Origin of the sequence: Sporosarcina luteola (assembly GCF_023715535.1) — a bacterium.
GTDB classification, from domain to species: domain Bacteria; phylum Bacillota; class Bacilli; order Bacillales_A; family Planococcaceae; genus Sporosarcina; species Sporosarcina luteola_B.
The window spans coordinates 469,612-490,445 of sequence record NZ_JAMBOI010000001.1 but is presented as its reverse complement, the minus strand read 5'-3'; the positions used below and the strand labels follow the sequence as shown (position 1 = coordinate 490,445).

The 20,834-nt window shown below is 52.2% G+C and carries 22 protein-coding genes and 1 riboswitch; of the genes, 19 read left to right on the top strand and 3 right to left on the bottom strand.

What is annotated here, in order from left to right:
• Positions 1-29 precede the first annotated feature (29 nt).
• Complete coding sequence (locus M3191_RS02140) at positions 30-866, top strand: lipoate--protein ligase family protein (RefSeq protein ID WP_251697798.1); 837 nt, start codon at positions 30-32, stop codon at positions 864-866.
• 175 nt (positions 867-1,041) lie between these two features.
• Here the strand turns inward: M3191_RS02140 and M3191_RS02135 are convergent, their stop codons facing one another.
• Positions 1,042-1,677 carry an RsfA family transcriptional regulator gene (locus M3191_RS02135; RefSeq protein ID WP_251697797.1) on the bottom strand — a complete coding sequence of 212 codons (636 nt, stop codon included), beginning with the start codon at positions 1,675-1,677 and terminating at the stop codon, positions 1,042-1,044.
• Between the two features lie 187 nt (positions 1,678-1,864).
• On the opposite strand from M3191_RS02135, the gene M3191_RS02130 reads away from it, so the two are divergent.
• Together M3191_RS02130 and M3191_RS02125 are read left to right on the top strand one after the other, a co-directional pair.
• The gene (locus M3191_RS02130) at positions 1,865-3,160 is read left to right on the top strand and encodes an HD domain-containing protein (protein ID WP_251697796.1); all 1,296 of its coding nucleotides are present in this window, start codon (positions 1,865-1,867) and stop codon (positions 3,158-3,160) included.
• Position 3,161: 1 nt separating this feature from the next.
• The gene (locus tag M3191_RS02125) at positions 3,162-3,671 is read left to right on the top strand and encodes a YwgA family protein (protein ID WP_251697795.1); all 510 of its coding nucleotides are present in this window, start codon (positions 3,162-3,164) and stop codon (positions 3,669-3,671) included.
• 470 nt (positions 3,672-4,141) lie between these two features.
• Here M3191_RS02125 and M3191_RS02120 read toward each other — a convergent pair whose 3' ends face one another.
• A complete protein-coding gene (locus M3191_RS02120) occupies positions 4,142-4,330 on the bottom strand; it encodes a 2-hydroxymuconate tautomerase (protein ID WP_251697794.1) in 189 nt (62 codons plus the stop codon).
• Positions 4,331-4,398: 68 nt separating this feature from the next.
• Here M3191_RS02120 and M3191_RS02115 point away from each other — a divergent pair, with 68 nt between their 5' ends.
• Positions 4,399-4,926, top strand: a complete 528-nt coding sequence (locus tag M3191_RS02115; protein WP_251697793.1) for a YwhD family protein — start codon at positions 4,399-4,401, stop codon at positions 4,924-4,926.
• Positions 4,927-5,268: 342 nt separating this feature from the next.
• On the opposite strand, the gene M3191_RS02110 is transcribed toward M3191_RS02115, so the two are convergent.
• A complete protein-coding gene (locus M3191_RS02110) occupies positions 5,269-7,326 on the bottom strand; it encodes a transglycosylase domain-containing protein (protein WP_251697792.1) in 2,058 nt (685 codons plus the stop codon).
• A gap of 172 nt (positions 7,327-7,498) precedes the next feature.
• Between M3191_RS02110 and M3191_RS02105 the strand changes: the two genes are divergently transcribed.
• The 15 genes from M3191_RS02105 (at position 7,499) to M3191_RS02035 (ending at position 20,823) form a co-directional block, all read left to right on the top strand.
• Positions 7,499-7,921, top strand: coding sequence for a DUF1934 domain-containing protein (locus M3191_RS02105; RefSeq protein WP_251697791.1), 423 nt, complete (start codon positions 7,499-7,501; stop codon positions 7,919-7,921).
• Complete coding sequence (argS, locus tag M3191_RS02100) at positions 7,921-9,588, top strand: arginine--tRNA ligase (protein ID WP_251697790.1); 1,668 nt, start codon at positions 7,921-7,923, stop codon at positions 9,586-9,588. The genes M3191_RS02105 and argS overlap by 1 nt, the downstream gene beginning before the upstream one ends.
• Positions 9,589-9,799: 211 nt before the next feature.
• A riboswitch (cobalamin riboswitch) is annotated at positions 9,800-9,984 on the top strand.
• 126 nt (positions 9,985-10,110) lie between these two features.
• Entirely contained in the window at positions 10,111-11,088 is a 978-nt protein-coding gene (locus M3191_RS02095; RefSeq protein ID WP_251697789.1) for an ABC transporter substrate-binding protein, read from the top strand.
• The gene (locus M3191_RS02090; RefSeq protein WP_251697788.1) at positions 11,081-12,073 is read left to right on the top strand and encodes a FecCD family ABC transporter permease; all 993 of its coding nucleotides are present in this window, start codon (positions 11,081-11,083) and stop codon (positions 12,071-12,073) included. Before M3191_RS02095 ends, M3191_RS02090 begins: the two co-directional genes overlap by 8 nt.
• Before the next feature lies 1 nt (position 12,074).
• Positions 12,075-13,538: an adenosylcobinamide amidohydrolase gene (locus M3191_RS02085; protein ID WP_251697787.1), complete on the top strand. Its 1,464-nt coding sequence runs from the start codon at positions 12,075-12,077 to the stop codon at positions 13,536-13,538.
• A 37-nt stretch (positions 13,539-13,575) separates the two neighbouring features.
• Entirely contained in the window at positions 13,576-14,532 is a 957-nt protein-coding gene (gene cbiB / locus M3191_RS02080) for an adenosylcobinamide-phosphate synthase CbiB (protein ID WP_251697786.1), read from the top strand.
• Complete coding sequence (cobD, locus tag M3191_RS02075) at positions 14,519-15,601, top strand: threonine-phosphate decarboxylase CobD (protein ID WP_251697785.1); 1,083 nt, start codon at positions 14,519-14,521, stop codon at positions 15,599-15,601. Before cbiB ends, cobD begins: the two co-directional genes overlap by 14 nt.
• A gap of 359 nt (positions 15,602-15,960) precedes the next feature.
• Positions 15,961-16,548 carry a bifunctional adenosylcobinamide kinase/adenosylcobinamide-phosphate guanylyltransferase gene (locus M3191_RS02070; RefSeq protein WP_251697784.1) on the top strand — a complete coding sequence of 196 codons (588 nt, stop codon included), beginning with the start codon at positions 15,961-15,963 and terminating at the stop codon, positions 16,546-16,548.
• The gene (locus M3191_RS02065; protein WP_353056495.1) at positions 16,437-17,375 is read left to right on the top strand and encodes a cobyric acid synthase; all 939 of its coding nucleotides are present in this window, start codon (positions 16,437-16,439) and stop codon (positions 17,373-17,375) included. The genes M3191_RS02070 and M3191_RS02065 overlap by 112 nt, the downstream gene beginning before the upstream one ends.
• Positions 17,375-18,139: an adenosylcobinamide-GDP ribazoletransferase gene (gene cobS / locus M3191_RS02060; RefSeq protein WP_251697783.1), complete on the top strand. Its 765-nt coding sequence runs from the start codon at positions 17,375-17,377 to the stop codon at positions 18,137-18,139. The genes M3191_RS02065 and cobS overlap by 1 nt, the downstream gene beginning before the upstream one ends.
• Positions 18,112-18,708 carry a histidine phosphatase family protein gene (locus tag M3191_RS02055; RefSeq protein ID WP_251697782.1) on the top strand — a complete coding sequence of 199 codons (597 nt, stop codon included), beginning with the start codon at positions 18,112-18,114 and terminating at the stop codon, positions 18,706-18,708. The genes cobS and M3191_RS02055 overlap by 28 nt, the downstream gene beginning before the upstream one ends.
• Complete coding sequence (locus M3191_RS02050) at positions 18,660-19,058, top strand: bifunctional adenosylcobinamide kinase/adenosylcobinamide-phosphate guanylyltransferase (RefSeq protein WP_251697781.1); 399 nt, start codon at positions 18,660-18,662, stop codon at positions 19,056-19,058. The genes M3191_RS02055 and M3191_RS02050 overlap by 49 nt, the downstream gene beginning before the upstream one ends.
• Positions 19,055-19,636 (top strand): cob(I)yrinic acid a,c-diamide adenosyltransferase, encoded by a 582-nt coding sequence (locus tag M3191_RS02045; RefSeq protein WP_251697780.1) that lies wholly within the window; start codon positions 19,055-19,057, stop codon positions 19,634-19,636. Before M3191_RS02050 ends, M3191_RS02045 begins: the two co-directional genes overlap by 4 nt.
• Positions 19,637-19,639: 3 nt before the next feature.
• Complete coding sequence (locus M3191_RS02040; protein ID WP_251697779.1) at positions 19,640-20,125, top strand: ECF transporter S component; 486 nt, start codon at positions 19,640-19,642, stop codon at positions 20,123-20,125.
• Complete coding sequence (locus tag M3191_RS02035; protein WP_251697778.1) at positions 20,122-20,823, top strand: hypothetical protein; 702 nt, start codon at positions 20,122-20,124, stop codon at positions 20,821-20,823. The genes M3191_RS02040 and M3191_RS02035 overlap by 4 nt, the downstream gene beginning before the upstream one ends.
• Positions 20,824-20,834: the final 11 nt, after the last annotated feature.

Sequence of the window (20,834 nt, the reverse complement as noted above, 5' to 3'; positions counted from 1 at the left end):
AAGTAAAAAGATCATCAGGAGAATAAGGAATGTCCAATTTACAACTCCCTAAATGGCGTTTCATCGACGAATCGATGACCGCTAGAAATAGATCCGCATTGGAATCGTTCGCGATGGACGATACGCTTTGTCATCTCGTCGGCCAGAAAATGGCCGTGCCGACCGTCCGCACATGGGTGCATGACGAAACAGTCGTCCTCGGCATCCAAGATCACCGGCTGCCGCATATCGAAGAAGCGCTCCCGCTATTCCAGGAAGCCGGCTATAAGGTGATCGTCCGCAATTCAGGCGGTCTCGCCGTCGTCTTGGATGGCGGCGTGCTCAATATTTCCATCGTCCTATCCGAGCAGGAAGGGTCCATCGATATTCCGGAAGGGTATGAGGCGATGGTGGAATTCGTCCGCATGCTGTTCCCGGAAGTCGCGGAGCAGATCGAAGCGTATGAAATCGTCGGATCCTACTGCCCGGGCTCGTACGACTTGAGTATCGGCGGCAGGAAGTTCGCGGGGATTTCACAGCGCAGATTGCGCCAAGGCGTCGCGATCCAAGTGTACTTGTGCGTGGAAGGCAGCGGTGCTGAGCGCGCTCGCCTCATCCGCGATTTATACGAAACCGGTCTGCAAGGTGAGCAGACGAAATTCACCTACCCGGATATCCGCCCGGAAGTGATGGCGTCGCTGTCGGAGCTCATCGGCGAGCCGATTTCTGTGAATGAAGTCGGAATCCGCGTCCAGCTGCTGTTGCGGTCGCTTTCCGAGGATGAAGTGCAGATGGGCGGGTTCACGCCTGAGGAGATGGAGCTTTATTTGTTTTATTTGAATCGGGTTGTCGAGCGGAATCAGAAGATGCTTGCGAGAAGCCGTTGAAGATTTTCGCGGTTATGCGCGGATAGATTGATTTATGAGGGTTTGCGGCGATTTATGCGTGAGAAAATGTATTTATGCGCGTTTGCATCGATTTATGAGCTTTTACAGCGGATTATGCGTGGAAATTTGCGTTTATGCGTTTTTAGCATGATTTTAATCAAAAAAAACCGCCGGATCAGTGATTGATCGGCGGTTCTTTGGATACGAGATTTCCGTTCCGCTCCATCGTGAAGACGGGGGCTGTGCGATCGGAATCGTCTTCCAATGTGACGAGGCGGCGTGCCCGGTTCATGATTTGTACGAATTGTTCGTAGTCACTTCGAAGTGTTTTATTCTCTTGCTGCAGTTTGTCGATCTCTTTTTGGAGAGACTCGACTTTTTCGTTTGCCATTTTAGCAGTCTGCTTCCATCTGAGTGATTCAGTGTCGCCACCGCCTGTATGGTGTAGACGAATTAAATAGGCAATTACTGTATCAAGTGATAAGGCCGATAAAGGGACAGCAATCTTTTCATCCTGATCAACCCCTTGAACAGGGCTATATAATTGCTGGCTGCGTCTTTTGAAGTCCGCGCCCAAAACCCGCATTGCCTGCTTCCGTTCTTTTTTCGCCTCTGCCAGTTCTTTTTCGTATTCGCGCCGGACGACCGCGTTCCATCTGAAACCGCATGCTGCCGCGGTTCTGTTGAGTGCATCTCCGACCTCTTCAAATGCGCTGAGCTGTGTACTGCCTTCCCGGACGTGCCTTAGCACCGTCTCGGCTAATAAAATATCATTTTCCTCAAGCCAAGCATCCTGTCTAACTTTCACCATCTCCTTGCCTCCTGCCATGTTCATAGTCTCTTTCTTACGGTCAGTGTGTACAGTGTGAAAGCCTTTTATTCATCCAAACTGAAACGTAGGTCAAAATAATTGCAATCAATTCAATGAAACCCTTTCTTTTCTCTTGCCGGGTTTTTGATATACTTAAGAAAATGCATCGACGGAGGTGGATGAATAAGTGGATTATAAGAATGAAAAGCTTTTCGAAGAGAAAGTATTCAAGGATCCGGTCCACCGGTATATCCATGTGCGCGACAAAGTCATATGGGACGTCATCGGGACGCGGGAATTCCAGCGGCTTCGCAGGATCCGGCAGCTCGGGACGACGTATCTCGTTTTCCACGGAGCGGAGCATAGCCGCTTCCAGCACTCGCTCGGCGTCTATGAAATTGTCAGGCGGATCATTGACGACGGCTTCAGCGGACGGGCGGAATGGAATGACGAAGAACGGTTGTTGACGCTGTGCGCCGCTTTGCTGCATGACCTCGGCCACGGTCCGTTTTCGCATGCGTTCGAAAAGGTGTTCACACTTGACCACGAGAAATTCACGCAGGCGATTTTGACAGGGGACACGGAAGTGAATGAAGTGCTGCGCCGCGTCTCGCCTGATTTCCCGCAGCAAGTCGCCGATGTCATCGGAAAAACTTACCCGGACAAGCTTGCCGTCAGCCTCATTTCCAGCCAGATCGATGCGGACCGGATGGATTATTTGCAGCGGGACGCCTACTATACCGGTGTTTCGTACGGCCATTTCGATATGGAGCGGATTTTGCGCGTCATGCGTCCTGCGGAGGAGCAGGTAGTTATCAAGTTTAGCGGAATGCACGCAGTGGAAGATTATATTATGAGCCGCTACCAAATGTATTGGCAAGTCTACTTTCACCCAGTTTCGCGAAGCGCGGAAGTCATTCTGATTAAAATCCTGCATCGCGCAAAACATCTACATACTGCTGGCTATCCGTTCAAGTATGAGCCTGTCCACTTCAAGTCGTTCTTCGATCGGACATTCGGCCTCGAGGAGTACCTATCATTGGACGAAGGCGTGCTCATGACGTATTTCCAATGGTGGCGCAAGGAAGAGGATGCCATATTGGCGGACTTGTGCGACCGTTTTCTCAACCGGAGATTGTTCCAATATGCCGAGTTCGATCCGGCAAAGGAATATCGGAAAATCGGCGAGCTCGAAAGGCTGTTCAAGGAAGCAGGTCTTGACCCGGAGTACTATCTGGTTACCGATTCATCGTCCGACTTGCCGTATGACTTCTACCGGCCCGGCGAGGAAAATGAGCGCGTGCCGATCTATTTACAAATGTCGAACGGCGAGCTGAGCGAGCTGTCCCGGTCATCGGAAATCGTCGATGCCATTTCAGGCAAGCGGCGCACCGACCATAAAATTTATTTTCCCGAAGATGTTTTGGAGTCAGAGGGAAATCCGCTATATGAGAAGATTTTACAAATGTTGAGAGGTGAGTAGGTTGCTGCAGGAACATGCTAGAATTGTGCAATTCATTGCCATGGCGGGGGAAGCTCGCGGGCGGAAGAAGTTGCAGAAGATGATCTATATCGCGAAGAAGATGGATTTCCCATTCGCTGAAAAATACGAGTTGCATATGTACGGCCCCTATTCGGAGGAATTGACGCTCCGGGTCGAGGAATTGTGCGAAATGGGCTTTTTAAAGGAGAGCTGCACGGACAAGGGCTCATACGTTCAATATAGTTATAACGTGACGGAAGAGGGCGGCCGCTTTTTGGAAACCGCTGCAGCGCCGCATGAAAAACTTGCGGACTGTATTGATCGCCTGAATGGAAAGAGCTCGCGATTTTTAGAGCTGGTGTCGACATTGCTTTATTTCGATTACTTGCCGAAAGACGAGCAGATTGAGAAAGTCCGTATCGTGAAAAACAAACTGAATTTCACCGACGACGAAATGCAGGACGCTTTTGAATTTATTGCGGAGCTGCAAGCGTGTTCGGTTGTAGCATAATAGATGGAGATCCCCTTTGATATGAGGGGATTTTTTTGTTGGAATCGCGTCGGGGGAGGTGGCAGTGCCGATGTGAAGCCGTCCGCGCTCAAGACCTCCGCCCCCACGCTCAAGAACTCTGCCCCCACGCTCAAGAATTCGGATTCGCGCTCAACAACTCCGTCCCCGCGCCCAAGAATTCGGATTCGCGCTCAAGACCTCCACCCCCACGCTCAAGAAATCGGAATCGCGCTCAAGACCTCCGCCCCCACGCTCAAGAATTCGGATTCGCGCTCAAGACCTCCGCCCCCGCGCTCAAGAATTCGGATTCGCGCTCAAGAACACCGCCCCCACGCTCAAGAAATCGGAATCGCGCTCAAGACCTCCACCCCCACGCTCAAGAAATCGGAATCGCGCTCAAGACCTCCGCCCCCACGCCCAAAGCCCTCCCAGCAAACAAAAAACGATGCGAGAATCTCGCATCGCACCAATTATTCCGTGTCGCTCAGGCGCTTGCCTCCGGTTGCATAATGATTTTTCGACATTTCTTCGATGATGACAGATACGTTTTGAATCGGAGCACCCGTTGTTTCAGCAACGACTGCTGACACTTTTTCACAGAGATTGCGCTTCTGCTCATCCGTGCGGCCCTCAATCATTTTTACAGTTACAATTGGCATACTAGTTCCCCCTTTCGCCTATATTTGGGTATAGTGTATATAATAGCAGAATGGGAGGGGTTATAGGAATGACGAATGAAAAACCGAAACGGAAAATGGGATTCACCATCATAAAAGATGATCCGACCGATGGACATGGAGGATTCGGGATCGGGGCTTTGTCATTGGAAAACGTCTCGCCGGTCATCATCGACATCGAAGAAGGGGAAGCGCGCATCGAGATTGGTGCGATGCATGCCCGCAGCGATACGGAACGAGGCGTGAAATTCACGACGAACCGCGAAGATTCGGAAGGCGGAAAACCGTACTGGCTCGTCTGGGTAACGATTGATTTCAATAAGGAAGGCCCGTATTATGCAGGCGTCACTGCGTGCGAAATGGTCGTGAACCGCGAAAAGCGCAGAGGATATAAGGTTCTTGCGGATCATGTGAATAAAATGGACAAATCGATGAAGCGGCACATCATGGTCGATCATATGGATGACAAATCGAAACAGATCCTCACAGATTTCCTTTCGACGCACAACAAGGAAATGTGGGACCGCAGCGAACCGAAATTGCGCATCGATCTCGGTGCCGATTCGCCTGAATTATGAACAAACTGTGAAATGTGATGACTTCCGCGACTTCGGTAGTTGAATGTCTGCGGAAAAGGAAGTACACTGATTACAGCTTGCGATTGTAAGCTAGGACAACCGGAGCAATGCGACTCCCTGTCAATTGCTGGTTCACTACAACCCAAGCGATGAGCCATCATGCGATAGGACGCATTTGACGGTAAAAAAGCTTTGCCCCACTGATTCAATTCAGAAGGGCAAAGCTTTTTTGATTGCCTGTTATCGTCTAGACTCCGGGCGCTAGACCATAAGGCAAATCGTGCTCGCAACGCTGCGCTTGTGCTCGCAAAAGCCGTTCTTCGTGACGGCTTTCGCTTTTGGCTATTCAAAAAACGAAAACGGGAAAAGTTCGAACGTTCCTGAGTCTTCATCGCCGTTGTTCCGCTGTTCGCGCAAGTTCTTATCGGTGCATAGCTTTTGCGGCATGTCTTTTTCCTTCAAATACATAAGCCGTTGCTTCGGACATTCGTTGACCGCGATGCCCCCGGTTTCGACGTCGACGATGACACTGCTGACGCCTTTCGGGGGAATGAACGGCTCCGGCGTTTTGCCGGCGTGGACCGTTTCCATGAAGTCGATCCATATTTTCTTCGATGCGGCCTTGTCTTCCAAGTTCGTCAATTGCTGGCCGACGTCATAGCCCGTCCAGATTCCCGCAGTCAGTGAAGGGGTGTAGCCGATCAAGTATTGGTCGGAAATGGTCGTCCCTGATTTTGCTGCATACGGCCGTTTTTGTTTGGAGCGCATCGACAGACCGGTTGAAACGGAATAATCATTGAAAGCCGGGTCGAACATGCCTGTCAACATATGGGTGAGCACGAATGCATCCTGTTCGGTCATGACACGTTTCGTACTCTTCTTCGGCTGTTCGTACACCGTTTTCCCATCCGCGTCGGTAATGGACAGGATCATCGTCGGTTCCACTTCCAGTCCGCCTGACGCAATCCGGTCATACGCGGTCGTCATTTCCAGCAAAGTGACCGTCGAAGTGCCCAATGCGACAGCGGGGGACTCCTGGAATTTAACATCGAGTCCAAGCCGATCCGCCATTTTATTGAACTTTTTGTACCCGATATCCTCAAGCGTCTTCACGGCGTAAATATTATCCGAGATGGCGATCGCCTGCGCGAGGGAGATTGGATGACCTGCGAATTTGCCGTTGATATTTTTCGGCTCATACGTCGAGCGCCCTTCGTCATACGTGAAAATAGTACGTTCCGTCGACATGAATGTGAGCGGATTATAGCCATCTTCAAGCGCCGCAGCATACAAGATCGGCTTCATCGCGGATCCTGGCTGCCGCTTCGCCTGCGTCACCCGGTTGAATGGGCTCTCTTTATAATCAATTCCGCCAACGAGTGAAGTGATCGCTCCGGTTTCGGTCTCCATCGACATGAAACCGACCTGCAGCCCGCTATCAGGCATCCATTTCTTGATGTATTCCTCCGCCGTCTGCTGATGATGCGGATCAAGCGTCGTCCGGATCGTCCAACCGCCTTCAGCCGGATAGCGCCCTTTCTTGCTTAAAATCCGCTCCGCTTCCCGCCACACTTCATCCAAAAAATAAGGGGCGACCCTCTTCATATCCTTCCAGTCTTCGGTCTTCAGCGCCACTGCAACATCCGCCGCGCGCTGCCGCTGAATTTCTGTGATGAATCCCTGGTTCTCCATAAGGGAAAGGATCAATAGTTGACGTTCACGGGAACGCTCGGGATTGTCGAGTGGATCGAACACGGCCGGCCCTTTCGCAATCGCCGTAATGAGCGCGGCTTCCTCGAGTGTCAGCTCCTCCGCCGACTTCGCGAAATAAAACCTGCTCGCCGCCTCGACGCCGTACATCCCATGACCGAAATAGATCGTATTCAAATAGCCTTCCAAAATGACATCCTTGTCGTAAAAAGTTTCCAACCGATATGCATAGATGGACTCTTTTATTTTACGGTTCCACGATTTTTCATGTGTCAGAAATAAATTCCGGGCATACTGCATAGTGATGGAGCTTGCGCCTTCCGCTTTTCTCATCGTCTTCACGTCTTTCAACACAGCCCCGGCAATCCGTTTATAATCAAACCCGTTGTGCTCGTAAAAATTGCGGTCCTCCGTCGCGATCACTGCGTCGAGCAGAAATGGCGAAATTTCATCGAGACTGACCCAATACCGGCGTTCCGCGGAAAACTTATCGCCGATCTGGCGTCCGTTCTTGTCGAGGAACACACTCGCTTTCGGCACGCTCAACGAAGGTGCCCCCGTAATCTGCGCATAAAGACGCAAAGCGAGGAACATTGTGAAAAACGCCGTCAACGCGGTAACGATCAGCAGGGCAATCCGTCGAAAGAAGTTACGTCTTTTCTTTTTCTTTATATAATCGACCCGTCTCATGCAATCCCTTCTCCCACCGTTCTTTGCAGTCAGTATGGAACCGGCGTGCAAAAGTTAAACGGCAAATCGATAAAAACATAGATTTGATTCCGACAATTCGCGATGTATTGGAATAGTGCGGGGATACACGATATAATGAATAGATATTTTGAACGGCAAGGGCGGTGCAACAGTGGAATCAAACAAAGAAGGACGAAACGTCGATGTCCGGCTCCAATCGACGATCCGGCATGTAGGCCAGGCTGCAGACAAGCATGAGCTGAACGCAGAGGGGACATTGGTCGAAAAAGCGGGCAAGACCTATTTGCGATTTGTCGAAGACCTAAACGGCCAGCAAGTGCAAACGACGGTGAAATTGGAAGAACAGGACGCATTGATCATGCGGAGCGGAGCGGTCCAGATGCGCCTGCCGTTCACGCAGGGAGAAATACGGCCAGGCTCATACGGCAACGGTCCCGCCACTTTCGATCTTCTCGTGAAGACGACGAAGCTGGAAGTTGGAGCGGACAAATTCATAGCCCACTATGAATTACATGCAGAAGGCGCATTGCTAGGCAGACACGAACTGAACATTACATATACGGAGGGACAATAATGAACGCAGTTGAAAAGATCCAACAGGAAATTAAAGACGCATTCCGCGAGGCGGTTATCGCTTCCGGACTAGCAGATGAATCGGCAATGCCGAACATCATTCTAGAAACGCCGAAAAACAAAGAGAACGGCGACTACGCGACGAATATCGCTATGCAATTGACGAAACTCGCGAAAAAGCCGCCCCGCGCAATCGCGGAAGCCATTCTCGAAAATTTGGACACATCTTCAACTTCCATTAAATCAATGGAAATTGCGGGTCCAGGATTTATCAACATCAAGCTGAAAAGCGATTACTTAGGGGAAGTCGTCAAAACGGTCCTTGCCCAAGGAGCGGATTACGGCCGTTCGACATATGGCGAGAACGTAAAAGTCCAAGTCGAATTCGTTTCAGCGAATCCGACGGGCGACTTGCACCTGGGACATGCGCGTGGCGCTTCCATCGGTGATTCATTGTGCAATATCCTCGATTTTGCAGGCTTCGATGTATCACGGGAATATTACATCAATGACGCGGGCAATCAAGTGAATAATTTGGCCCTTTCAGTCGAGGCGCGATACTTCCAAGCATTAGGTCTTGAAAAGGAAATGCCGGAGGATGGCTACCAGGGACAGGACATCATCGATATCGGTGAGAAGCTTGCTGTGGAGTTCGGCAAACAGTACGTGAATACTCCCGAAAAAGAGCGTCAGGACTTTTTCAGGAAGTATGGCCTTGATTTCGAATTGGCGAAGCTGAAGAAGGACTTGGAAGATTTCCGCGTGCCTTTCGATAACTGGTTCTCGGAAACATCGCTCTATACGGACGGGAAAATCGGCGTCGCACTAGATAAATTGCGTGCGAACGGGCATGTGTATGAAGAGGACGGCGCTACGTGGTTCCGTTCGACGACATTCGGGGATGATAAAGACCGCGTCCTCATTAAAAATGACGGCACGTACACGTACTTGACGCCGGACATCGCGTACCACGAAGACAAGCTCCGCCGTGGCTTCGACAAGCTTATCAACATTTGGGGAGCTGACCATCACGGCTACATTCCGAGGATGAAAGCGGCAATCGAAGCGCTCGGCTACGACCGCGACACGCTCGAAGTGGAAGTCGCGCAAATGGTGCAGCTGTACAAAGACGGAGAGAAATTCAAGATGAGCAAGCGTACCGGAAAAGCGGTCACACTGCGCGAACTCGTCGAAGAAGTCGGTTTAGACGCCGTCCGTTATTTCTTCGCGATGCGCTCCGCGGATTCGCAAATGGACTTCGATCTGGATTTAGCGATTTCGCAGTCGAATGAAAACCCGGTGTACTACGCGCAATACGCGCATGCACGCATTTCATCAATCCTTCGCCAGGCGGAGGAGAAGAATCTTGCGGCTTCGACGGATCACGTGGATTTATTGCAGACGGAAAAGGAATTATCGCTCTTGAAAAAACTCGGCGACTTCCCGCGTGCCGTCAGCGATTCAGCAAGAATGCGCTCGCCGCACCGGATCACAATCTATATCCAGGAGCTTGCCGCGGAATTCCACAGCTTCTACAATGCCGAAAAAGTGCTCGATCCGGACAACCGCGACTTGTCCGAAGCACGTCTTGCATTGATCACAGCAACTCGCACGACAATTGCGAACGCGCTTAAACTGATTGGCGTTGCTGCTCCGGAAAGAATGTAAAAATGAAACGCCCCTCCGAATGTGGAGGGGCGTTTTTTGCTCAAATGCGCATAAATCCTAGAGAATACGCATAAATTCCTGGAAAGAAGCATAAACCCGGGGAAAGACGCATAAATCTGCTAAAAAACGCATAAACGCGAATAACGACTGAAGAAAATGCATCCCCTCGACATCGCACAAATCTATAGTATAATTAAACTCGAATCATAATTACATAACCAAACATGAAGGTGCCCCGCCGTCAACGCCGGGGTTAAAAGGGAAGCCGGTTCAATTCCGGCGCGGTCCCGCCACTGTACATGCTCGCAAGCTGCAACATGCCACTGGATATTTTCCGGGAAGGCGCAGTACGCGAAGAGCATAAGCCAGGAGACCTGCCTTCATGAGTCACCCGTACCCTACGAGGATAGGTTTGGTGGAAATCGGCGCGTACATATCAACATCCGCTGTATTTTTACTAAACACATTCCTCCGTCCATAAAACGGGGGATTTTTATTTGGAACAAACAGGAGGAAATCGGAATGAAGAAGACTTGGCAGCTTTGGCTAACAGCAATCCTTGCAACGTTTCTGCTCGCGGCATGCGGCACGGACAACGCAGAGAAGGACAACAAATCGGCAACGGAAAATACACAGAAGGAAGAGCAAACGGCGGAAACGGCATTCCCGCTCACACTCAAAGACGCGGTCGGCAATGACATTACACTCGAAAAAGCGCCTGAAACGATCGTCTCCATGATTCCGAGCAATACGGAAATCCTGTTCGCGCTTGGCTTAAACGATGAAATTGTCGGCGTCAACGACTGGGATAACTATCCGGAAGAAGCATTGGAGAAAGAGAAAATCGGCGGACAGGAATTCAATGTCGAAAAAATAGTCTCGATGACTCCGGACATCGTCTTCGCCCATGAATCCATGCTCGGCACATCTGACGAAGGTCTTCAGCAGCTCCGCGATGCAGGCATCAACGTATTCGTCGTGAAAAATGCGGCGGATTTTGAACAGACATATGAAACGATCAAAACGATCGGACAGGCAACCGGTAAAACGGAAGAAGCTGAAACAATCGTCGAGGACATGAAAGCGAAAGTCGAAGAAGTCCTAGCGAAAACAGACAAGGTCAAGGCAAAGAACATGAAACGCGTATTCATTGAAACATCTGATGCACCTGAAATTTATGCACCGGGTAAAAATACGTTCATGCAGGAAATCCTCGAAATGATTAGTGCGGAAAACGTTATTACAGAAGACGGCTGGGTCATGATCAGCCCGGAGGAGATTGTCAAACAGAACCCTGACGTCATCCTCGTCATGTACAGCTATGTACCGGATATCATCGAAAGCGTGAAAAACCGTGACGGCTTCGCTGACATTACAGCTGTCAAAGAAGACGCTGTCGTCCAAGTCGATGAAAACTTGACGAGCCGCACAGGCCCGCGCCTCGCGCTAGGCCTTGAAGAAGTGGCAAAAGCCATCTATCCGGAGTTGTTTGGTGAATAAAGCAACAATTGCCTACATCGTGTCCGCCGCCACGCTTCTAGTGGCGGTATGGCTCGGTGTTTCGATTGGAACCGTCAAAATTCCGATCAGCACATTTTGGGATTCGTCGGATACAACTGCTTCAAATATCCTATGGAAAATCCGGATGCCCCGCGTCATCTTAGCCGGGCTCGTCGGCGCATCGCTTGCAATTTCCGGCGCCGCTTTCCAAGGATTGCTGAAAAACCCGCTCGCGGATCCATACACACTCGGAGTGTCATCCGGCGCCTCGGTCGGTGCTGTCGTGACACTCTTTTTCGGTTTATCGATTCCAATCCTAGGCACATACACATTACCTGTCTTCAGCATGACCGGGGCCGCCTTGACGATGTTCCTCGTCATCGGCTTCGCAAGGCTCGTCGACCGTTCGATGAAAATGGAGACGATCATCCTCACCGGAATCATCTTCGGTTCATTTCTTAGCTCCATCCTGTCGCTCATGATTGCCCTCACCGGTGAAGAACTGCGGCAGATCATCGGCTGGCTCCTCGGCAGCGTCTCGATGCGGGGCTGGAATTATATCGTCATGGTGCTGCCGTTCGTCGTCATCGGTTCTTTCATTCTGTGGATGAACCGCAGGGAATTGAATGCGATGCTCTTCGGCGAGGAACGCGCCCATCATTTAGGCGTCAACGTCAAGCGCCGGAAATTCATGATCCTGATCGGCGGTTCTATCCTGACGGGTTCAGCGGTCGCGGTATCCGGAACAATAGGCTTCGTCGGCCTCGTCGTCCCGCATATGACGCGCCTCATGTGGGGATCTGACCATAGGCATCTGCTGACGTTATCGTTCATGAACGGCGCAACATTGCTCATCATCTGCGATCTCATCGCCCGGACGATCATCTCGCCTTCTGAACTGCCGGTAGGCGTCATTACAGCGTTCATCGGTGCGCCGGTATTCGCGTACATTTTCTACAGACAGAGAAGGAAAGGGGCCATGTAACATGCTGCAAGTCGACAACCTCGCGGGGGGATACGGCAAAGAGCCGATCGTCAAAAACATCTCATTCCGTGTGAATAAAGGGGAAATCCTCGGCATCCTCGGACCGAACGGCAGCGGGAAATCAACGCTGCTGAAAATCATTTCAGGCATCTTGCCGAAGCAAGAAGGAGCCGTCAACATCGACGGACAGGACGCCGCGGTTTATTCCCAAAAGCAATTCGCGAAGAAAGTTGCCGTCCTTCCACAGCTCCATGCGCACGCCTTTTCGCATACCGTGAAAGACACCGTCGCGCTCGGCAGGTATCCGCACCAGTCCGGGCTTTTTTCGTCCTGGTCCGATGAAGACGAGCGGGCGGTGACCGAGGCGCTAGACTACACGGGCATCACCCGCTACAAAGACACGGCGATCGAACTGCTGTCAGGCGGCGAACAGCAGCGGGTATTCGTCGCACAGGCGCTCGCGCAAGAGGCACCGATCCTCCTGCTCGACGAACCGACGAACCATCTAGACATCGCCCACCAGCAGCAACTGCTCGACACGATCCGCAATCATGCCATCGAAAAAGGCGTCACGGTCATCTCAGTCTTCCATGACGTCAACCTCGCCTCGCTTTACTGCGACCGGCTGCTCCTCATGGAAAAAGGGGAGATTGCCATAATCGGCGAGCCGCAAGACGTCATCAGGGAAACGATGATCGGCAAAGTGTATAACGCGCGAGTCAAAACGCAGCCGCATCCCGAACTGCCGAAGCCGCAAATGACGCTTCTGCCGGAGAAAACGGAGGAAAGCGAACCGTTCAATGTCAATAAAGAGCACTTCACTGTCTCGGCCGAACGCGTTTCATTCCAGGTCAACCAACCATTGAAAACCGTCTCATCCGCCGTCGTAAACGCCGGGCTCGGCTGGTACCGCGCATTCGTCAACCGCCACGTCGACGAAAACTACAACTGCGACGACGTCAAAGCGGAAATGTCCGCCTACCTCGAACAGCACGGTTACCCGATAGCGGACACCGTCGGGATGATGACCGCCGTCACGACCGAGCACGCGGAAATCGGCGAATACGAAGGCGATTTCGGCACCGTCCTCGTCATGGTGACAGCGGGCGTCAGCAATGCTGTCGATGTCTCCCAAGCACTCGACCGTGAGCAAAAAGTCGGCACGATCAACACATGGGTCATCGTCAACGGCCAGCTGCCCGAAGAGGCGTTCATCCAGGCGATGATCACCGCAACCGAGGCGAAAACGAAAGCGCTCCAAACCGAAAACGTCAAAGATCCGCTCACCGGCACAATTGCAACGGGGACATCGACCGACAGCCTCCTCGTCGCAGCGACGCAGGAAGGCGAGAATCTGCCGTACGCAGGCCCGATCACCCCACTTGGAAAACTGATCGGCCACGGCGTCTACGACTGCACCGTCCGTGCGATCCGTGCGTATAAAAAAGCGAAAGGATGGACCTGATTTCGCAAGACCATATACTGAAATCGGAGGATTGAACATGCAAGCCCATTTTGTTGCAATCGCGATCGGGTTCGTCCTCGACCGCGTCATCGGGGATCCCCCGAACTGGCCGCATCCTATACGCTGGATCGGCACATCCATCTCGAAGCTCACCGCGGTCCTGAACAAAGGGCGCGCCCGCGTACTGAAAGGCGCGGGAATGATGTTCTTTGTCGTGTTCGCTGTTACGGCGATTATGCTTGTGATCGTCTGGTCAGCCTACGAACTACATATTGCTGCCGGGATTGCCGTCGAAGCGGTTCTCGTTGCAATCGGACTCGCCCAGAAAAGCTTGCGGGACGCTGCCCTAGACGTCTACAATCCACTTGAAGCCGGCGATCTTGAGGAAGCTAGGACAAAACTGTCATGGATCGTCGGCCGCGACACCCTCAAGTTGCAAGAAAGCGAAATCGCCCGCGGCGCGATCGAAACGGTATCGGAAAATACAGCAGACGGCATTACGTCTCCGATGTTCTGGGCATTCCTCTTCGGCGCTCCCGGGTTATGGATGTACAAAGCCGTCAACACGCTCGATTCGATGATTGGCTATAAAGATGACCGCTACCGTGAATTCGGCAAGTTTTCAGCGCGGGCTGATGACGTGTTGAATTTCATTCCCGCTAGGATAACGGGTTTCTTCATCCTCATTTTCACTTCGAATGAAGGGGAAATTCCTTTCCGGAAACGGTTTGTCGGCTGGAGCAAGGACGCTAGGAATCACCCGAGCCCAAACAGCGGCTACCTCGAGGCTGCGTCTGCTTGGCAGCTCGGCGTGAAACTGGGCGGGAAAAGTACATACAGGGGAACCGTTTCCGAACGACCGGAAATCGGCCCCGGACTAAAGCCGTTGCAAGCGGCGCACATCAAATCGGCCATCCGGCAAATGCACGCGGTGTCTTTCGCCTTCTGGATGCTAATGACGATCATTGGAGTGATTTTTTATGCAATTGCCTGAACACGGGGCGAACCCACGGCACGTCTATGAAAAGCTCGGTATGACGCCGCCCTCGCGGATACTGGATTTCAGTGAAAACTGCAATCCGGCGGGACCTCCGCGGGCTGTTATCGAGTTGTGGCCGGAATTTGTGACGCGATTACACGCCTATCCGGACCCATCCGGCGAGCCTTTCCTGTCAAGGACGGCGGAGTATCATGGGGTTCCAAAGGCATCGGTGTTCGCCGGCAACGGTGCGGCGGAAATATTGTCGCTCATTGCAGAACGGTACCGGGGGAAGCGGGCGATCGTCGTCCACCCGACGTTTTCGGAATACGAAGCGACGTTGAAGGCGAAGGGAGTGGAGATTGAACGAATCTTTGCTTCTGAAGTGGACGGCTTCAAGCTGCCGATCGAGGCGATTTTGGAATCGGTCTTACGGTCAGATGCTTTGTACCTTTGTACGCCGAACAATCCGACGGGTGTTTTGCCGGATCGTGAAGATCTACTGACGCTTATCCGGAATGCGGGGGAGGCGGGCTGTGAAGTGGTTCTCGATGAGGCTTTCATCGATTTCGTTGATGAAAGAAGATCGTTCATTGCCGAACTGAAACATTTCCCGCATGTCATCGTAGTCCGGTCGATGACGAAGATGTACGCGATCCCGGGCATCCGCCTCGGGTATGCAGTTGCGCATCCGGAGGTCATAGCGGCTTTAAAATCGATGGCACCGCATTGGAATGTCAACGGGCTGGCGGCCGCAATCGGGGCGGTTTGCCTCGACGAGGATGTGTACCGTGAGACAGCGATTCGCCATGCCGCAGAGGAACGTGAGAAAATGTCGGCGTTTCTGAGAGAGCTCGGATGTACGGTGACCGAATCGGAAGCAAACTTCCTATCTTTCAAACCGGAAGATGCCGGAAAGCTGTATACCGATATGCTCGCGAAAGGCATCGTCCTCCGCCATTCCGAAAACTTCCGCGGAATGGACGGACGCTGGCTGCGGATCGGCATGAAAAGCAGTGCGGAAATGGAAGAACTGCGGAGGGAACTTGCAGGCGCGCTCAAGAAACCGGATCCGCGCTCATGAACAGTGGGAAAGCGCTCAAGAAACCGAATCCGCGCTCATGAACAGTGGAACCGCGCTCAAGAAACCGAATCTGCGCTCATAAACAGTGGAACCGCGCTCAAGAAACCGAATCCGCGCTCATGATCAGTGGAATTGCGTTCAAGAAACCATATCCGCGCTCAAGAACAGTGGAATCGTGCTCAAGAAACTGTAGTTGCGCCCATGAACAGTGGAATCGTGCTCAAGAAACCGAATCCGCGCTCATGATCAGTGGAATTGCGTTCAAGAAACCATATCCGCGCTCATGAACAGTGGGAAAGCGCTCAAGAAACCGTATCCACACTCAAAACTGACGGAAGTAAGGAAAGGTGGTCGATTTCATGGGAGGAAAACTGACCTTAATCAGCGGCGGCGTCCGAAGCGGGAAGAGCGCATATGCAGAAAAGCTGCTCGTCGAGGGGGCTGCCGCCGCTGAAGGCAGACTCGTCTACATCGCATCCGGTCGCGCGGTCGATGAGGAAATGCGACAACGGATCGAAAAGCATAAATTGGACCGCGTGAACGAAAATTGGCTGACGCTTGAACAGCCGACTGAGCTCGACAACGCACAAACGTTCATTCAACCAAACGATTTCGTCCTCTGGGATTGTCTAACGACGTGGCTTGCGAATGAACTATACATGGAACAGAACAGTACATACTGCATCCACATAACAGGGTGCATGGAAAAGAAGGCGGCGCGGCTCTTTGAAACAGTCGCCGCCATCCGGGAAAAAGCAGCGCATTTCATCATCGTTTCCAACGAAGTGCTGGACGAGCCGGCTTCAACCTATGAAGAGACACGGAAGTACAGCGAATGGATTGGACAGCTCCATCAACATATCGTCAAACTGGCGGACGACGCGATCGAGATGGATTGCGGGCTGCCGCTTTATTGGAAAAAGGAAGGGCGGGTGGCTGTGCGATGAAAGGGATCATGGTGATGGGAACGGCGTCGGATGTCGGCAAGACGATGATCTGCACGGCGCTTTGCAGGCTGCTTTCGGATGAAGGGATGCGGGTCGCCCCATTCAAATCGCAGAATATGTCGCGATTTTCCGCCAGGACTGAAGATGGCGAAGAAATGAGCCGGGCGCAGTTTTTGCAGGCGGAAGCCGCACGGACGAAGCCGGTTATCGACATGAACCCGATTTTGTTGAAGCCGTTAGGCAATATGAAATCCGATGTACGGTTTTTCGGGGAGACGTTCGAAGCGGTGGACGGGATGGAATATCGAAAGCAGTTTTTCGACCGCGGTTTACAAGCAATCAAGACTTCGCTCAATCGGCTCTCGGAATCGTTTGACGTCCTCGTTATCGAAGGCGCAGGAAGTCCTGCGGAAGTGAATTTGAACGATAGGGAAATTGTCAATATGCGTGTGGCAGACATGGCGAATGTGCCTGTGCTGCTCGTCGCGGATATCGACCGTGGCGGCGCGATTGCTTCGATTGTTGGCACCCTACAATTGCTGGCGCCTGAACACCGGGCGCGCGTGAAAGGGATCATCATTAATAAATTCCACGGAGACGCTGCTTTATTTCAGGAAGGTATCGACTTTATCGAATCCTACACGGGCATTCGCGTCGTCGGGGTCATTCCGCATAAGATGAATCACGGGATTGAAGAGGAGGACATGGATCGACCGATGTACGAGGCGCCCGCCGGAACGGATGTGTACGACGCTTGGGCCGCACATGTAAAGGCGCATCTCGATTGGCCGTTCGTCCTGTCGGTCATCGCGGGGCAGGTGGACTAATGAACGGATTTATGTTGGCGGTTCAGTTTTTCACCTCTATCCCGATCCGCAAAGAGCTGCCGATGGAACGGAAAGACGTGACGGGGATGTATATCTCGCTGCCGTTTGTCGGGGGGCTTATCGGGCTCGCAATGTACAGCGTTGCGGTGTTGTTCGTGGACATCATCGGCACGGGCTCGCTGCTTGCGGCGGTTTTTGTCGTAGTGGCTGGCATTGCATTGACAGGCGGCCTCCATATGGATGGATTTGCGGACACGGGTGATGCGTTTTTTTCGTATCGCGATCGTGTTAAGCGGCTTGAAATATTGGATGACCCGCGTATCGGCGCGTTCGGAGCGATGTCGCTCATTTTGTTGATTGTTGTGAAAATCGCTTTAGTTGAAGAGTTGATTCATCGCAATGTCGAATTGCTCCCGCTATTCATTGCCGTCCCGTTTCTAGCCAGGGCAGGCATGAACGTCTACTTTTCAACAACGCGCCTTGCGAAGGAGAAAGGCATCGCCCATTTCTTCAAAGGGAAGCTGTCGGTAGGAAAGTTAATGATAGGGTCGGTTATTATGGCGGTTGCCATGGCCGCAGTGCTTGGCATTGTCCTTCATTCCATCCTCGTGCCAGTCGTGCTCCTAGGTGTTTTGTGTGGCTCGGCAATCCTGTTTAGAACTTGGTCATTGAAGCATTTCGGCGGCGTCTCGGGTGATTTATGCGGGGCGTTCATCGAAGGGACGGAGGTGTTGTTATGGCTAGCCATCATCATTTGTATTTGATACGGCATTTGCGGACTGCGGGAAACCTCGAACGTAAATATATCGGGTGGACAGATGATCCGATTGTGCCGGTGGAGGAACCGGTTCGGACATCTATCGTTCCTGCGGATGGGGTCATCTATGGGAGTGATCTCGTAAGGGCGATGCAAACTGGGGCGCTTTTGATGCCCGATGCAAACTATGTAGCGGATGCAAGATTGCGTGAATGCCATTTCGGCGAGTTTGAAGGGAAAACGTATGCGGAGCTCGAAAAGGATAAGGACTACCGGAGTTGGATTGATGATCCGTATTCGTTTAGACCGCGTGGCGGGGAAAGTTTAGCGGACGTGGAGAAGCGTGTGCTGGAAGCATTGGTTTCATTGCCGAATGGCGCCGTTGCTGTCACGCATGGCGGACCGATCCGCATCGCGCTCACCCGATTTTCGCCGGAGCCGCGGGATTTCTGGTCATGGCAAATTCCGCATGGGTCGGTGTGGAGGCTTGAATGGAGCAATCACAACGAAATGAAGGAGGGCGGACGATGCACGTCATTATCGGAGGTTCCCATAACGGGAAAAGGGACTATGTGAAAAGGCTGCTCACTGATGTTCCGCATCTTTGGGTGGATTGTTCCGCCGGAGAATTGGAGATCCCGTCCGGAAGTAAGGTCGTAGTTGACCGTATCGAGCATTGGCTAGCGCAGACGCCACTGCCGGAAGCCGATGCAGTGGAATTGATTCTGAATGAAATCGAAGGCAAGGACGTCATATTCATCCTGACCGACATCGGACGGGGAATCGTTCCGATGGACGCGAAACAGCGAAGACTTCGCGATGCATGCGGCAGATTGTATCAGCGATTGATTGCGGAAGCGGATGAAGTAACGAGGATTTGGTATGGACTTGCACAAACATTGAAGAAAAGGGGAGAAATTATATGAAAATCTACACGAAAACCGGGGATACAGGAAAAACAAGCCTGATCGGAGGGCGGGTCGACAAGGACAGCCTCCGCGTTGAAGCATACGGGTCGATGGATGAATTGAATTCGTTCATAGGCAAGGCAATGACGGAGCTTGAAGGTGATAAGTTCGCGGACCTGCTTGTGGATTTGGAAGCTATTCAGAACGAATTATTCGATGGCGGCGGGGATTTGGCCAATGTCATGAAAGAGCGCCATTATAAATTGTCCGAAGAGCCGATTGAAGTGCTGGAAAAGCGGATCGACGACTTGATGGAAGAAGCGCCGCCGCTTGAGAAATTCATTTTGCCGGGCGGATCGCCTGCTGCTGCGACGTTGCATATCGCGCGTACGGTAACGCGCCGCGCGGAACGATTGACGGTGACGCTGATGAAGGCGGAGGAAGATGTGCCGGCAACAGTGCAAAAATACTTGAACCGCCTATCGGACTATCTTTTCGTCGCAGCACGCATCGTCAATGCGCGCCTAGGCGTTCCGGATAATGAATACGTGCGCAGTGCGAAAGTGTTCCGGACGGATAAAAAGAAAGAGGACTGACAAATGAATGTTAGAACAATGACGTTGACTGCTTTATTCGCGGCTCTTTGCGCGGTGGGCGGGTTCATAAAGATCCCGTCCGGCGTCGGCTCCCTGGCACTCGATACGGTACCGGCGTTGCTGGCGGCTTCATTTTTGCCGCCAATCTTTGTAGGAATCGCTTCGATGACGGGCCATCTCGCGTCCGCCATGTACGCGGGTTTTCCGCTCGGTCCGTTCCATATCCTTATCGCGATTGAAATGATGATCATCCTTTATGTTTTTGCGCGTCTACATAAGGCGGGAAGGCATGCCGGGAAATGGATTTTCTTCGTGGTTGCGAACGGGTTGCTTGCGCCGCTGCCATTTTATTTCCTTGTTTCCCCTGCGTTCTTTGTCGGAGCGGTGCCGGCGATTCTAATAGCAACGGCTGTGAACGCAGTAGTGGCGGCGGTCGTAATGCCGGTGCTGGCGAAAGCTGCTGATGGCAGATTCGGAGTCGTTCGATGAGGAATGCGATCGCGCTTGGCGATGGGTTCGTCGTCACGACGGATAACTCGGGCGGCATCGGGGAGAAGGCGCATGATGTTGTCGCAGTCCCAGATCAGGTGACAGCCTATTTTGCGGCACGCGTCGCATTGCTCGAGCAGTGGGCGGCGCTTGCGGATCCGGTTTCCGTCCTCATTCATAACTTCACCGGTCCGGATAGCTGGAATGCATACGTGGCAGGTGTGGAGGAAGTTTTCCGGGAATCAAACCTGGAGTTGCCGTCAATCACGGGCAGCACGGAAACGAATATGGAGCTCATGCAATCAGCCGTCGCGGTTACGATGATCGGCAAACAGGGGCTCGTTCCGGAAGTTGGCGAGCTGGAATGGTACGTTTACGGCACACCGCTCGTCGGGAATGAAGTGCTTGATAAGCGTGAAGAAATCGCTTCACTTCGGTTAATTAAAGAGGCGATGGCCAGCGGATTGATTCGGAAAATCTGGCCGGTCGGATCTGGAGGAATTCTTGCGGAATATAGAAGGCTGACAGGGAATTTGCAGATTGAGATTGAAGCCGATATAGATATTCGAGCTTCGGCGGGTCCTTCGACATCAGTGCTCATCGGCATTAATGTGGATGACATCGAAAAAGCCCGCCAGTTGTTAAGCGGACCTCTTTATAAAGTAAATGAAACCAACAGCTTCCGGAATGAAAGATGACCGGAGGCTGT

Bases quoted from the DNA above. Each gene is read 5' to 3' on its own strand.
- M3191_RS02065 (WP_353056495.1), top strand. From the start codon at position 16,437: ATGGATTGGACAGCTCCATCAACATATCGTCAAACTGGCGGACGACGC.
- M3191_RS02110 (WP_251697792.1), bottom strand. From the start codon at position 7,326: ATGAGACGGGTCGATTATATAAAGAAAAAGAAAAGACGTAACTTCTTT.
- cobS (WP_251697783.1), top strand. From the start codon at position 17,375: ATGAACGGATTTATGTTGGCGGTTCAGTTTTTCACCTCTATCCCGATC.
- M3191_RS02055 (WP_251697782.1), top strand. From the start codon at position 18,112: ATGGCTAGCCATCATCATTTGTATTTGATACGGCATTTGCGGACTGCG.
- M3191_RS02070 (WP_251697784.1), top strand. From the start codon at position 15,961: ATGGGAGGAAAACTGACCTTAATCAGCGGCGGCGTCCGAAGCGGGAAG.
- M3191_RS02135 (WP_251697797.1), bottom strand. From the start codon at position 1,677: ATGGTGAAAGTTAGACAGGATGCTTGGCTTGAGGAAAATGATATTTTA.
- M3191_RS02035 (WP_251697778.1), top strand. From the start codon at position 20,122: ATGAGGAATGCGATCGCGCTTGGCGATGGGTTCGTCGTCACGACGGAT.
- M3191_RS02085 (WP_251697787.1), top strand. From the start codon at position 12,075: ATGCTGCAAGTCGACAACCTCGCGGGGGGATACGGCAAAGAGCCGATC.
- argS (WP_251697790.1), top strand. From the start codon at position 7,921: ATGAACGCAGTTGAAAAGATCCAACAGGAAATTAAAGACGCATTCCGC.
- M3191_RS02045 (WP_251697780.1), top strand. From the start codon at position 19,055: ATGAAAATCTACACGAAAACCGGGGATACAGGAAAAACAAGCCTGATC.
- M3191_RS02040 (WP_251697779.1), top strand. From the start codon at position 19,640: ATGAATGTTAGAACAATGACGTTGACTGCTTTATTCGCGGCTCTTTGC.
- M3191_RS02050 (WP_251697781.1), top strand. From the start codon at position 18,660: ATGCACGTCATTATCGGAGGTTCCCATAACGGGAAAAGGGACTATGTG.
- cbiB (WP_251697786.1), top strand. From the start codon at position 13,576: ATGCAAGCCCATTTTGTTGCAATCGCGATCGGGTTCGTCCTCGACCGC.
- cobD (WP_251697785.1), top strand. From the start codon at position 14,519: ATGCAATTGCCTGAACACGGGGCGAACCCACGGCACGTCTATGAAAAG.
- M3191_RS02115 (WP_251697793.1), top strand. From the start codon at position 4,399: ATGACGAATGAAAAACCGAAACGGAAAATGGGATTCACCATCATAAAA.
- M3191_RS02095 (WP_251697789.1), top strand. From the start codon at position 10,111: ATGAAGAAGACTTGGCAGCTTTGGCTAACAGCAATCCTTGCAACGTTT.
- M3191_RS02120 (WP_251697794.1), bottom strand. From the start codon at position 4,330: ATGCCAATTGTAACTGTAAAAATGATTGAGGGCCGCACGGATGAGCAG.
- M3191_RS02140 (WP_251697798.1), top strand. From the start codon at position 30: ATGTCCAATTTACAACTCCCTAAATGGCGTTTCATCGACGAATCGATG.